Source organism: Mucilaginibacter sp. SG538B (assembly GCF_013376065.1).
In the GTDB taxonomy this organism is placed as follows: domain Bacteria; phylum Bacteroidota; class Bacteroidia; order Sphingobacteriales; family Sphingobacteriaceae; genus Mucilaginibacter; species Mucilaginibacter rubeus.
In genome coordinates, this window is the sequence record NZ_JABMJI010000002.1 from 883426 (window position 1) to 896949 (window position 13524).

9 protein-coding genes are annotated in these 13524 nt (G+C 46.1%); 2 read left to right on the top strand and 7 right to left on the bottom strand.

The annotated features are described in order from the left end of the window. The first annotated feature begins 3 nt into the window (after positions 1-3). Positions 4-600 carry a hypothetical protein gene (locus tag FHW88_RS13290; RefSeq protein WP_176625975.1) on the top strand — a complete coding sequence of 199 codons (597 nt, stop codon included), beginning with the start codon at positions 4-6 and terminating at the stop codon, positions 598-600. A gap of 199 nt (positions 601-799) precedes the next feature. Then, a complete protein-coding gene (locus tag FHW88_RS13295) occupies positions 800-2173 on the top strand; it encodes a leucine-rich repeat domain-containing protein (RefSeq protein ID WP_176625977.1) in 1374 nt (457 codons plus the stop codon). A 344-nt stretch (positions 2174-2517) separates the two neighbouring features. Here the strand turns inward: FHW88_RS13295 and prfH are convergent, their stop codons facing one another. The 7 genes from prfH to FHW88_RS13330 form a co-directional block, all read right to left on the bottom strand. Then, positions 2518-3132, bottom strand: coding sequence for a peptide chain release factor H (gene prfH, locus FHW88_RS13300; RefSeq protein ID WP_176625979.1), 615 nt, complete (start codon positions 3130-3132; stop codon positions 2518-2520). 2 nt (positions 3133-3134) lie between these two features. After that, positions 3135-4535: an RtcB family protein gene (locus FHW88_RS13305; RefSeq protein ID WP_176625981.1), complete on the bottom strand. Its 1401-nt coding sequence runs from the start codon at positions 4533-4535 to the stop codon at positions 3135-3137. Between the two features lie 5 nt (positions 4536-4540). Beyond that, positions 4541-5272 (bottom strand): hypothetical protein, encoded by a 732-nt coding sequence (locus FHW88_RS13310; RefSeq protein WP_090532428.1) that lies wholly within the window; start codon positions 5270-5272, stop codon positions 4541-4543. A gap of 458 nt (positions 5273-5730) precedes the next feature. Continuing rightward, positions 5731-7005: an alginate lyase family protein gene (locus tag FHW88_RS13315; protein WP_090532430.1), complete on the bottom strand. Its 1275-nt coding sequence runs from the start codon at positions 7003-7005 to the stop codon at positions 5731-5733. Between the two features lie 301 nt (positions 7006-7306). Next, positions 7307-9388, bottom strand: a complete 2082-nt coding sequence (locus tag FHW88_RS13320) for a glycoside hydrolase 43 family protein (RefSeq protein ID WP_090532432.1) — start codon at positions 9386-9388, stop codon at positions 7307-7309. 63 nt (positions 9389-9451) lie between these two features. Continuing rightward, positions 9452-11065, bottom strand: coding sequence for a glycoside hydrolase 43 family protein (locus tag FHW88_RS13325; RefSeq protein ID WP_176625983.1), 1614 nt, complete (start codon positions 11063-11065; stop codon positions 9452-9454). 327 nt (positions 11066-11392) lie between these two features. Then, positions 11393-13399: an alginate lyase family protein gene (locus tag FHW88_RS13330; RefSeq protein ID WP_176625985.1), complete on the bottom strand. Its 2007-nt coding sequence runs from the start codon at positions 13397-13399 to the stop codon at positions 11393-11395. Positions 13400-13524 lie beyond the last annotated feature (125 nt).

The window sequence follows — 13524 nt, forward strand, 5'->3', positions numbered from 1 at the left end:
CTTATGAAAGTTAACCTACTTATTATATTAATAGTATTTAGCCTCGAAAGTTGTTTAGGCCAAACTGATAAAAAGCTAATCAGTAACTGGAATACGCATCCAATTCCTACTAATCCGGACAGCCTCAGAAAATATGGTTTCTCTTTTCACGAATGGGCTGTCTATAAGAAAAACGATTCTGTTTTTGTGGTAGATAAGAAAGAACTTCCATCTCCTCAATTACCTTTTAAAATTAAAGTTAAAAAAGCTGATAGTCGTGACTTTGGAGGAAGGGCTTCAATCTTGAAAGTAGAAGATGGTTATTTAGTAGGCTTTTACAGAGGTGAATGGGGTGGTGCTCTATACTGGGTTTCAAGTGATGGTAAGAATTATTATAAAATATCAAGTCATGAGATAGTGCAGTTTATTAATAGAGGAGGCAAACAATACGCCATTGAAGGGCTTGCACACTTAGGAACCTCGGAAGGAAGCATTATTGAAATCTACAAACCAAATGATAAGTGGGCTGTGAGAGAACACTTAAAACTACCAACAGCACCAGAAGCTATCGCATTAGATCATCAAGATAACTTTATCATTATTACTTCTAAAGTTTGTTAAAAGTAGGTCGAAATGCACAAATATTTTTTTTAGTAGATAAAGGATTATGGTACGCGGCTCTTTATCCCAATTCAATGGTTATCAGAAATAATATTATTTACGCAGGCATGCGCGCGGGAGTTTATCATTACGATCTGAGTACAGGGAAGGATTCCTGGTTGTTGCCATATTAGTATTAGCGATTCCAAGCTTGACAAAATTGAAAAGATCAAACATAACTCCGCTCAAAGCCCTTGCCATATTGGCCATCTGTTTAGGCCTTGCAATAATTTACTTCACCGGTGGGTTTGGACTGGGAATAGGGATATTGATGATGATAAGTTCAATATTACTTTATCTCATTAATTATTTTGCTTCCAAGACTAAACATTTTAAACTAATACAGATGGGAGTATCGGCAGTATATATTTTTACTGTTTCTTATTGTGCTTTGAAATGGCAGGAACATACAACTTTCATCTTCTCTAAAGCATCCAGGGGCGCAGCAGGGATAGTTTTCGGAATTCAAGGTTACCCTGCGCTGCCTCCAGCTTTTCTATGGACTAAAACTGTTACCATCCCGGATAGTGGTATTGTCATCACGTCTACAAAAGAGGAAGAGATGCCAACCTGGCAACGATACCGGTACTCCGATAGATCTGCAGTTGAAACGAATGACATTGAATGGAACCCAAACTTTCAATATCCATGTATTAAAAGCAAGGGAATAGTAAAGGCATGGTTATTTAGCAAAAGAGGGAAATCCGATTCATTAGCGCAGAAGCGTATAGTAGAAATTGTGAACAAAATTGATGCAGGCAAATTGAAAACCCTTTATACGTCTTCAGGAGTGCCAATTGTAATGGCTAATGAGGGAGCCTATCTAACTCTTCAAGGTGCCGGACTTGCTTACCTGCCCGATGCTGTCAGCACATTACCAATTAATACAATTTACCTCGCACAGAATAAATTTACAACAATACCCCCACAGCTTTATAAAATTAAATCACTTCATAGTATTTATTTGGGTGCAAACCCCATAAAGTCACTTCCTAATGATTTGCATAAAATGCGAGGGTTAAAAAGCCTGCTGGTAGGAAAAACGGAAATCCGCGAAATTAAAACTGATCTTTCAAACCTTGATAGTTTAGAGTATCTTGATATTTCTGGCAATAAATTGTTAATGTTTCCTGAAAAAATCAAGACTATTCCCCACCTAAAATGGCTTTCAATTGAAGAGAATGAGTTTAAAGATTTGGGCTTCGTAGATAATAAATTAAGTGGGCTTCAAACATTACAGGTTTATAGCAATAAGATCAAACGCATACCTGGCAATATTCGCTGTCTGTCAAATCTTAGAGAATTACTAATTTTTGATAACCAAATAGATAGTATCCCTAACTGTATAGGTTCGTTGGTTAATCTCGAAAAACTTGAAATTTGGAATAACCCACTTCGTTATATTTCTCCTGAAATCAAAAAATTAACAAAATTAAAAGAGATAAGATTGGATGACAATTACTTATCAAAAGAAGACAAGACACAGTTAAAGCAGTGGTTGCCGCATTGTGATATTCACTTTCAAACCAGATAAATAATTAATATGCTGGTGCTGTGTCGACAGTATCAATAGGGATCAGCCGATAGTTAATTTATTAACGAAACGGATGACAAGATACTTTCCGCTGGGACAAAACGTTTTGGCCAAAAACCTTACAAGTCTATTTTTCACGCAGATTGGGATTGGAACATATCAATAAAACTTACGGAAAGTGTTGTGCCGGTGTAGTACCCATAAAAAACAGGCTTTTAGAAATTAATCTAAAAGCCTGGTAATCGATATGTGGAGAATATCAGAGTGTTCAAAACCTCTAAAACAACAGCCAAACGCCGTTTTGAGGCTTTTACGAAAAAACCCGGTTACTTTTGCCGTCCGTTTTAAATTACTGCCCTGATGGTTTTAACCGGATTACCACGCTCCAGGGCGTTATGCTCCTGCCACTGGTTTTGCTGCTGCTCTACCAATTTTTCTGTTTGCCAGATCAGTATTTTGGCTTCCAGCCGGGCTAAACAAAGCTTCTTGTTTTCGAGCTGCGACCGGCTATCCATTGCCATAACTTGCAGCCCCGATGGTAAATGTGTTCCCCGAACCGCGGTTTCCACCTTGTTTACATTTTGACCGCCTGGCCCAGACGAACGACAGGTTTCCAGCTTTACATCTTTAGGGTTCCATTGCATCAGTTCTTTTACGTCAAACACAGATACGCCTACAAACCAGTTTTTACGTTTATGGTATTTTCGATACGGACTTTGCGCTATCCATTGTATAGTGCCGGTCCATTCTTTTACAAAGGCATCCAGGTTATTACCTGTAGCCATCATCGTAGCGGATAGTAACGTGCCGTTTAACCCGCCGGCTTTGTTTTCCAGTACTTCAAGCTGAATGCCTTGCTGTTTGGCTTGCTTCAACATCAGGTTTTGTACGCGGGCTACAACCCGGCAGCATTCTGCCGGGCCTTTGCCTGAAGTGATTTGTATTATCATCTTTTTCATCACTACTCCTTATTCATTCGAACGATACGTGGATAAAACTTGCCCTGGATATCAACCAGGTCGCTTTGCACCGCCATTACGGCCTCGATATCCTTATAAGCTAAGGGGTTCTCTTCAACGGTACCGCCAATTAAGGTTACACCTGCATTGGTCAGCAACTTTTTCATGGCCGAAACCGTCATGCTGTCCTTAGCCTTTTGCCTGCTCATGGCCCGGCCCGCACCGTGCGATGCAGAGTATAATGCATCATTTGTGCCTTTGCCCGATACCAGGTAAGCCGGTGTGGTCATACTGCCGGGGATAATACCCAGCTCGCCTTGATGCGCCGGTGTCGCGCCTTTGCGATGGATAATAACATCCCGGCCGTCAGCCAATCGATCTTTCCAGGCAAAGTTGTGGTGGTTCTCTACCACGTGTAAAGCTTTCAAGCCTAAAGCCTTTAAAAGGTTGGCGTGTATGCGCTGGTGACAAGCTTTGGCGTAATCTCCGGCCAGGGTCATGGTTAACCAATATTCCTGGCCCGCCTCACTGTCCATATCCAACCAGGCCAGTTGCTGTGCGTGGCGCGGAAGTTTGCAGGTATTCATGGCTAACTGCGTGTACTGCCTCGCTATTGCCGAGCCTAAACCCCGGCTGCCTGAATGTGTTAACAAGGCCGTGTACTTTTTAGCGGGTAAACCTAAAGCGTTATCAGCCAAAAGTTCGATCTCGCCAAACTCCACAAAGTGGTTTCCGTTGCCCGAGGTGCCTAATTGCCGTACCGCCTTACTCCGCAGCGGTTTCAAAAATGGGACCTCATCAAATACCCTACTATCCAGCACTTCATGCTCCTGCCTTACATCCAGGCCTCCTTCCATACCAAAATGAGTATGATTTTTTAAGGCTTGTTTAATTTGATATTCAAACCGTTTTAGAAAACCGTCGCTCTCATCGATAATTGACAGCGCCATGCGGCAGCCAATATCCATACCTACAGCATAGGGAATTACCGCGTTGTTTGCAGCGAGTACCCCACCAATAGGCAAACCAAAACCCATGTGCGCGTCAGGCATTAATGCACCTTGAACGCTTACAGGCAGCATATTAGCCAGCTCCATTTGTTTTTTGGCCGATTGCTCAATGCCCTTGCCACCGTAAGTTTTGCAGTACACCGGTTCATCACGCAGTGCAAACGTTTTAAAGGATGGTGCATCCGTTTTGCCAATTACCTTTTCGGCTATCTTGCTTGTTAACTCATCATCCAGAAATGCTTCCGGATCGTTCTTAATATCCACCAATAGGTCCAGTAGCTGCTGCTTACTATGGTGCTTGAAATTTTTAGAGATTATACCAATAACCAGGCTTCGCAGCTGATCATTATGATAACCTATTTTACTTAAATCTTTTGTTCTTAAATTGCCCATGTGGGTTATGTTTCTAATTCCAGGTAACCTTCTTTACAGGCATACCTTGGTATGTTTTTAAATTTGTTAATGTATTTTGGCCGGTCGTTAAACTCATCTTTCCAGCGATAGCTCCGGCCACGGGTTAACAGGTTAATGCGCGGCCACAAGTGGTTGTTATCAATGTGTTCGTCTATCCACGCTAATTCCCTTTCAATATCCGCATCGATCATTTTAGTATGTGTTACCATATGCGGCGCTACCTTTAGCACATATCGCCAGGGCTCGGCAAACACGTATTTCACCTCGGTACGGTAGGTTTTAACATCAAAAGTTTCAACACGGGTAAAGCAAGTCTTTTCCTGTTCGGTTAAATTGATCCTGTTGATATCCCAGCTATGCTGCGACAATTCACGCAGTATTTGCGGTTTTGCCTGGTACACATAACGTTGTTTGCGTCGTTTTTTCCGTTTGAAGGATTTGTCCTGATGATATTCAACCGTGTTAATTTTCATTAGCAAGGCTTCATAAAAGTCATTCCCCGGGTTATGCTTCTGGTCATCCCGCAACACAAAAAAACGTTTCCAGCCACGTTGATACGGGTGTTCAAGCGCAACCATAGGCAAAAGCCTTCTTTGCTCCCTTAGTTCATCGCGCCGTTTGTGAAGCTGTATCAGTTGTTTATCCCGACCGGTTTTAACGAGCCGCCTTTTGCGCCGTGCCGATTTGATACAGCGCGGCCATTCATGTGTGTTCATCACACTTTCATTTAATTTTCCTGAATTTGATTTTTGATCTCAGTTCGTCCTTGAGTAAGGATATACCCTTGTTAGAGCGCTCAAAAAATCCAGTGAATTTGGGGGCAGGCAAAATAATGCACAGGTTACTGACGCAACCGTTTAATTATTTAATAAAATACAGGGTTTGCCTGCCTGATCAGGCAATGAGCGAAAGGGGCGATATGTAGATTTGCTCTGTCATGATTCCTTGATATTTAAAGATTAACAAATCAGGAATTGGATGCAAAGATAGAATTTAATTCGAAATATCAAGAAGCGGCTATTTAGTTTGCAGGTTTGGGCCGCAAAGTAGCTACAATTTCCATCGCCAGCGCTTGTTGTTTATGATTTAAACTGCGCGGATCTATTACCATAGGAAAGCACTGGCTTCGTCGGTATCTGACAAAGCCAGTGCAGCCTGTTTAGTTGTTTGTTGTTTAACGGGAGAAGGTCAGTGTGCCAAAACCTAATTGATCATAGCCGCCACTATTACCTCCGTAGTCACCGCCACCTCCTTCGGGGCGTACTTTAGTTGCAAATTGAGTAGTGTAAGTGGCTGTCTTTCCCTTTACTTTAACATAATAGTTATAAACAAGTTCCCAACCCGGGCGAACATTGCCCCGGCCTCCGCTTGAAATAACGGTTTGGTTTGAATTTTCACAGTTATTATAAGTTGTATAAGGGACAGTGTTGGTTGTATTGATGTTGTAAGCCGCGATATATTCGCTTACTCCCAAAAGTGGTGGGTTAACGTGGTTCCAGGGATTATAGTCGAAAAAGTTTTGCCCCTGGTTGTATAACATCTGGCAAAAAGTGCCAAAGAGCGGAACTTCCATGGTGGCGTGCCCCTGGTCTCTTCCGGCTTCCTGCGCCTGGTCCATTCCGTTGGGATAGGTAGCGGTGGTTACACGCCCTATATACGCTGTACCAACACCACTGTGCTGGTAATAATTGATAGCGTAATTAACTTTACTGATATCATCACAAAGAATGCCAATGGCCAGCACGGTACAAAGGTTTGACATATCCCAATTTAACCAGTAATGTGTTCCGCAGGTATTATTATGCCTCGCCAGGAAATCGCTTGATACGGGATAATACACATTAAGCATAAAGTTTTTGAAAGCGGTAAAATCGGTTGCCGACCAGCCACTGTAGCTACGCATAATTTCGGCCGCGTTGGCCCATTGGTAACCCTGCAGGCCGGCTGCAAGCTGTTTGTTACTATCGCCGTCAATCAGTTTGCATTTTGCCGCCCACGCGTTCATAATAGCTACGGCATTATTCCCGCAGGCGGTATCGCCCTTAATTTTCCAGCGTAATGCATTTTGATAAGCCGCGGCCGCGTCCTGGCAAGCCAGTATGTAATTCTCGCCCTTTCCGCTTGCCGCCTTCCCGCGCACAATAGTATCTACCGGCCTGGGAACATACGTAGCAGATGAATGGCCGTTAGCGACGAGCTTGTTCCAGCCGTCGAGCCAGGGTTGCGCCCCGGCATTTACTTTGGCCGTCATCCGGGCAAAATCCGCTGCCGAATGCAGCATTCCCGGGTGAACAATGGTTGTTACGCTACCCAACGAATATGACGTTAAATTTTTGCCTGCTACACTGTCTTTACCGCCGGTTGTTACGCTCTGAACAGATACCGGTTTGCTGCATCCGCACAGCGAGGCTATGACACAAATAGCCAATTGAATTGATTTACTTTTCATTTTGTAGATATAATTAAATTTAGTGAGCAATATTTTAGCTTATAATCTGAGCAAAACTCCATTATAAGACAATAAAGCAAATTGTTTATACTCTCCAGAATTAATATTAATCAAAAATTAAATTTTAAATCGAATTGGTGTTAAATCAAAAGGTTCACATTCCTGTGTTTATAGGTAAATAAGGGAGGGCACCGGTTCAAAAACAGCTAAGTTTTTTCACAGACAGGCATCGCTGGCCAAATGAAACAGCCGATAATTGCACCGTATAGGCCTGCATCATATAGGTAAACTTGTCGCGGGTTTATGGAGCAATTTCCTGCCAGCTGAAAACGGTACCATCTTTTTTGCCGGGCAGGGTTCCGGGCCAGTCGGCCCCATACAATTCGCCGGTATGGGGGTTCAGTCCCACAAAACGGTTGGTATGTAATGAGAGCAGCATGCACTGGCCTCGCAGCATATCCTGCCACAGCAGCAGGCTGGCGGCAGTTTCCTGTTGGCTGAGCCGAACATCGGCCGCCATACCCTGGCCGGTAATGGTTACAAAGCCGGCACCGTTCATGGCCTGCAGCACAACGCGGCCATTTCCCCGGTCAATCACCCTGAAATTGCAGCTCGTGTCTTTTTCGTTGGTCCGGTAACTCCGTCCGGGGACGAGCATGCCGTGGGGATCGGCCCATACCATGCGGCCGTCGGCCAGGTTGGTTAGTGTAATTGTTTTTCCGATGGGCAGGTTTGTGGATCGGTCAGCCAGGGGCTCCTTCAGTTCAAATTTACTGAATGCGGCATAGCCGCCTTCTTTATTTTGGGTATTATAGGCAAACAGCGCAAAACGGGTACCCTGGAATGTTTTTAACTGGTAAGGCAGGCGAATGGTATCGCCAAGGCTTTCAAACCCCGTTCCGTTAATGCTGTAGCTCAACCTGGCAATATCGTTATCAAAATCGCCAAAAGCCCGTAAGCTCACCTGCGGCGATTGTAGCGGCTTATCAATAGTTTGATGCTTATACTGGTCAAAAAAACGCAGCGTATACCCGTTACCCTCACGCAGTACGGCCACCCAGGCGTAAGGGATGTTCATCAGGCCTAAACCGGCGATATCTCCTTCCTTCAAGTGCGAGGCATCCAGGATTACTGTAGCTTCGCTCTCGGGGCCCACGCAGCGTTGGGTAAGTGTGTTGTGTGCCCATAAAAAATCTTTGGCGGGCAGGGTGTGCAGCTGTAGTTCGCCGGCTTTAAGTTTCCAGTGAGTGTTGATGGGGTTATGGTTCCATTGCCAGGCGGAAGCCAATTGGCCTGATTTAAAATCGTCGCTCCGCACGTAAGGGGCATGCGGTGCTGATGTGTTGTTAGGCTTAAACCAGGTTTTGGGCGAGCGGCCCAGGTTGCCCGCCAGGCCAAAGTAAGGCCAGCCATCCTGCCAGGTAACAGGCGAGAGGAACGTAGTGCGGCCCACCGACCTGAAGTCCATCATCGAAAAGCCCCACCACTTGCCATTTGGCATATCTACAATACCGCCCTGGTGCATGGGCACGGAGGCTAACAGCTGGTCATTACGCTTAACCATGGTCAGGTTTTCGGTGGGGGAAGGTGCGGGCGTGCCCTGGCCCATGTTGTTGGTAAACCAGCCCAGCGAAGTGCCCATGGTCTCTTTGGCGCTTATCACCGTAGTTTCGTAAGGGCCGTAGATATTGGCAGACCGGGCGCACTGCAAGCGGCCGCCATCGGCATTGGTGATGTAATATTTACCGTTGATTTTATAAAAATGGTTGCCTTCACCCATAGCCTCGGTTCGTGCGATGAGCAGCCTGTCGGTATTGGGTTCAAAGCCGCTAAAGTCGGGCTTGAGTTCAATCATTCTGATTTCGCTTTGCCCGTAAACGATGTAGATCCTGTTGTTTTCGAACAGAACCGAAAGGTCATAAACAGGCTTTTTAAGGTCGTATTGTTTCCAGGGGCCGGCCGCGCTTTTAGCGGTAAATACCTGCAGGCCGTGCCGGTTTATGTTGGAGAAAATATAAAATGTACCGTTGTGGTACCTGATACAGGGCGCCCAGATCCCCTGCCCATAAGCTTCTTTACCGTTGCGCAGGTTAAAATCATCGCTGTCGTCAAAACGCGGAAGTGCGTAACTCACCAGCCGCCAGTTCACCAAATCGGTAGAGTGCAGCACCGGCAGGCCCGGTACGCTATGCATGGTGGTACCTGTGATGTAGAAATCGTTATTTACCCGGATCAGGTCGGGATCTGAAAATTCGTCGTAGAACAACGGGTTGGTGTAGGTGCCGTTACCATTGTCGGCCGTCCAGGATTGCGCGGCGGCCGGGGCCGTGGTCAATATACTGTAAACGAGTAATAATTGCAGTGCGGATATTAAGCGTATCATCGGGTTGGTAGGGATTATGCATGTTATAGGGTCAGTCAGTCTGCACCCCTTTTAGAGCTGTTGTTAATGGGAATATTGATAGTGCAGGTAATCAACATCAATAAAACCGGCATCTTGCAGATCGTTAAAACTGTAAATGGCCAGCCTGTCGCCCCTGTAAGATCCCCATCTTAACTGATAGGTTTCGCCAATGGGTTTAAAATGCCTGCCATCCGTGCTGTACGTAAAATTACTTTTGCCATCCAGGCCCCACACAGTGCGTAACCAAATGCTATTGCCCTTGATGATGGGGCCGTCGGTTACGGCATTTTCAGTAAAGAACTGCAACTGTTTACCGCTGCTGGTTTGCACTACACCGGCCGCCGCATAATGGGGCGCACCAAAGTGCGATAGCCCGGCGCGCTGGCCGACAGCCATGCCGCTCAAGTCAATTTTAACGGTGACTTCGTTGGCACCGGTGCGGTAGCAGCGCTGGGTTATGGTGTTGCCGGCATATAGCAAATCGTTTTTGAGCGGTTTGAAGGCGTGCAGCCTGAGCCAGCCTTTCCGTTGGGTTAGGGACCATTTGCCGGCGCGGGGCTGGTAGTTCCATTCCCACTGTGGGCCGGGCACGCTGCGGTTAAACTCATCCGAGCTTTGCGGAACAACCCGGCCGGTGCCGGTTACGGGCATGGGGGCCTGCCACACCATTTCGCCAAGGCCCGCTGCATTAGGCCGGCCAATGATAGGCCAGCCATTAGTCCAGGTTACAGGTAACAGGCTCAATATCCGGCCCGACCAATCGCCCGAGCCATGATGGGTCAAAAAGTACCACTTACTGTCAGTCGTCTGCACTAATCCGCCCTGGTTGGGTTCGTTAAATTGCGGCTGACCTTCGCTCAATTGCTTTGGGCCTTCATAAGGGCCCCGGATGTCCTTGGCCCGCTCCATCATAAGCACCCTTACGTTGTTGCGCACCTCGCTGAAAAGGTGGTAATAATAGCCATTAATTTTGTACAGCTTGTTTGCCTCGCTGCCCTGCGACTGGTAGATCACCTTGTCGCTTTCCCGGTCAATCACCGAGCCATCGGCCGACATTTTAAACAGGTGGATTTTATAGTTGTCGGCAAACCTGGTGCCTATCAGGTAGCCCTGGCCGTCATCATCCCAAAACGGGCAGCAGTCGTCCCAGCCTTTTTCGCTCAATACATGTTTCAAAGGAGCCCAGGGGCCTTCGGGCCGTGTAGCCGAACTCATAAAATAACCCTCGTCCGGATCTCCGAAGTAGATCCAGAAACGGTTGTTATGATAGCGTATGGCCCCCGCCCAGATCCCTCGGCCATAACGGTCCATCCTGGTGTAGTTCATAGCCGGCGAAATCACCGAAATATCGTTGACGGCGTGGCCCAGGATGCGCCAATTAACCAGGTCCCTGGAGTGCAGGATCACAAAACCAGGCGAATACTGAAACGTAGATGATACGGCATAATAGTCGGTACCCACCCGGATGCAATCCACATCGCTGTAATCACCAGGTAAGACAGGGTTACGGTAAGTACCGTCGGGTTGGTCGCCCCAGTTAGTCCAGTTGCCCCATAGCGGGGCTAATTGTTTAGGCTGGCAACTGGCTTTATTAAAACAAAGCAGGGCTGAAACAAGGCCAGCAATAATGGGCGCAAAAGAAATTTTACCGAACATAGTATTAAAAAATCAGGGAAAGCTTAGTTTTCATTTATCAGGTTTAAAAATCTGTAACGTTATAACCGGTTTTAAACAAGGTTTATAATGCACCTCAGTTGACCCAGCTTATCAGGCCCTGTAAAAATCCGGGCTTTTCGACCGCAGGTATACCAAAATTGATGGTGCAACCAGCAGACATGATCGCCGGTTTGTTTGCTCAGGCTAAATGGTTGATACGAATTTATGGGTATCAAAAAGAATATTGTTGTTCCAAATAGACTTTTTGTGATATAAACCCGACCTGACGATGTCAGCATTTCCGGCTATACTAATATTTTTAAAAGATTATTCTAACCTAACCTGATCAAACCTGACCGTTGTAGATACCGCTTCAAGCCCTGAAAAAACAATTATGCCGGCTTCTGTCAGCGATAGGTTTCGCGCAACAGTCCCGATCAGTTGCCAATCTTTACCATCCGCGGAATAAAACGCGTTTACCTGGTTTTGCTCCTGAACCAACTTCAACCAGCAACCGCCCGTCATACGGTTAAAAGATATCACGGGTTCTTTTATATCGAGCGTCGCTCCCACCTGTGTTAAACTATCGCCCGGGTGAAGCCGTGCCGTGCAGGTTACTACCCATTTTGGAGCCTCAAGTTGTTGCGAAACTTCTGGATAGATCAGCAAATTTACCCCGGTCCCCTTTTCCTTTGCAGACTGCCGGAACGAAATGCCGAAACCGGTGAACTGCGAAGTCAACTGCGGCTGGTAATGAATGGCGAGCGTTTGATAAGGCACTAATTTGTGATGGATGTAGGTAGCCTGCTCTTCGTTTCCGGTAAATCCCAAGCCGTTACCTTCAACAGTAAAACCAGATTCCAAGGACCGTGCTTGTCCTTTTTTTGATTTGGGGTCGAGATCGGTAACCGACCATCCGGCAGGCAATCCCGCTGTAACAGCAGCAGGATAGGCATCCGTGCTTTTGCCTTTATTATTCACTGCCGATACCGTATACACATACTTGCGCCCCGGGGCTACGTTTTTATCCTGAAACTGTGCATTAGTAACCCTGGCGGAAATTATCTTAAACTTTCCTTTCCTGTTGACTGCCCTTTTAACCTGATAAAAAATGGTTCCCCGTACCGGTACCCACGTCAATTGAATGGACCCATTCTCGGGCACGGCCGTCAATCCCGACGGTGTGCACGGCTTAGCCTTTGCATAGGGGTCAATAGTTTGCGGGCTGCATGAGTACAATAAAGTACCAAAGCCAACATGGTCTGCACCTGGCGTGCCTTGCGGTTCCGGCCGTACTTTTTCAGCAGCTTTCTGCGTAAAAGTGGCCGTTTTATTCGCCCGGTGAACATAGTGATTAAATACCTCTTCATAAACCGCACGCAGTTTGCCGCGCCCTTCTGTAGCTATCTGCGTATGCAAATATTTTCCGGTCCGGTCCATTGCAGGCAAATAAGGAACATCCTCCCCCAAATTATATTTCGCGGTGTACTCGAAGCCCCTGAGCAGGCGATCATTGAGTATACCGTAAAGGTTTAGTCCCTGTTGCCACGCTATCTCGGCGCAATCGGCAAGATGCGCTATACCTAATTGCGTATGCGACTGGTCTCTTCCGCTTTCCTGGCACTGTCCTTCTTCATTAATAATATAATTGGGCAGGCTGCCGTTGCCTTCGCCGTATTGATAGTAAACAATCGCGCGTTCAAACATTGGCCGGTCATTGCAGAATACTGCTATGGCCATCATTGTTTTTAGGGCAGCTGAATCCCAGTTGCCGTTGGCAAAAGGTGCAAAATCTTTAATAACCGGATAAATCACTTCTTTAAAGTGCTTCTCAGCTTGCTTAATTTTGACAGGTGTCCAGTTTGAATTAGTATAGCGCAAAATTTCCGCGGCATTAACCATTTTGAACGGCCCAAGACCGGCCATTAATACGGCGTCACGGCCTGTTATGGATTTTAATGTCGATGCCCAGGCATCAACAATTTGTTTTGCTTTTTCCGCATAACGTTGATCGGCTGTTATGGTCCACATGATGGCGTTCTGATAGGCCGCATTGGCGTCAGCATCATAAACACCCTGGCCCACGGTAGGATTTCGGCCAACCATCTCCATTGGCCCCTGCATTTTATAATCGAACTGCGACTGGCGATTCTCTTTTAATTCATTATAGCCCGTAAAAATGGGCTCAATGCGCATGGCAACGCCGTTTTTTATTCTGGCCAGGTCTTCGCGGCTTTGAAGCAGCCCCGGATGGACAAACTGTTGTGCTGTTGAAGTTTGAAAGCAAAACAACAGCGCTGAAGCATTAATAAGATACCTGACAACTGTTTTCATAAACGTGTCTTAAATAATTAAAATTGAATATTTTTTTAATTCGTCGAAAATTTAAACCAACCGGCCCTGCGGATATTACAAAAGGCCCGGTAATACGCCAATTGTGCCTAATGTTTATCATTTGT

Bases quoted from the DNA above. Each gene is read 5' to 3' on its own strand.
- prfH (WP_176625979.1), bottom strand. From the start codon at position 3,132: ATGAAAAAGATGATAATACAAATCACTTCAGGCAAAGGCCCGGCAGAA.
- FHW88_RS13330 (WP_176625985.1), bottom strand. From the start codon at position 13,399: ATGAAAACAGTTGTCAGGTATCTTATTAATGCTTCAGCGCTGTTGTTT.
- FHW88_RS13310 (WP_090532428.1), bottom strand. From the start codon at position 5,272: ATGAACACACATGAATGGCCGCGCTGTATCAAATCGGCACGGCGCAAA.
- FHW88_RS13320 (WP_090532432.1), bottom strand. From the start codon at position 9,388: ATGATACGCTTAATATCCGCACTGCAATTATTACTCGTTTACAGTATA.
- FHW88_RS13325 (WP_176625983.1), bottom strand. From the start codon at position 11,065: ATGTTCGGTAAAATTTCTTTTGCGCCCATTATTGCTGGCCTTGTTTCA.
- FHW88_RS13305 (WP_176625981.1), bottom strand. From the start codon at position 4,535: ATGGGCAATTTAAGAACAAAAGATTTAAGTAAAATAGGTTATCATAAT.
- FHW88_RS13315 (WP_090532430.1), bottom strand. From the start codon at position 7,005: ATGAAAAGTAAATCAATTCAATTGGCTATTTGTGTCATAGCCTCGCTG.
- FHW88_RS13290 (WP_176625975.1), top strand. From the start codon at position 4: ATGAAAGTTAACCTACTTATTATATTAATAGTATTTAGCCTCGAAAGT.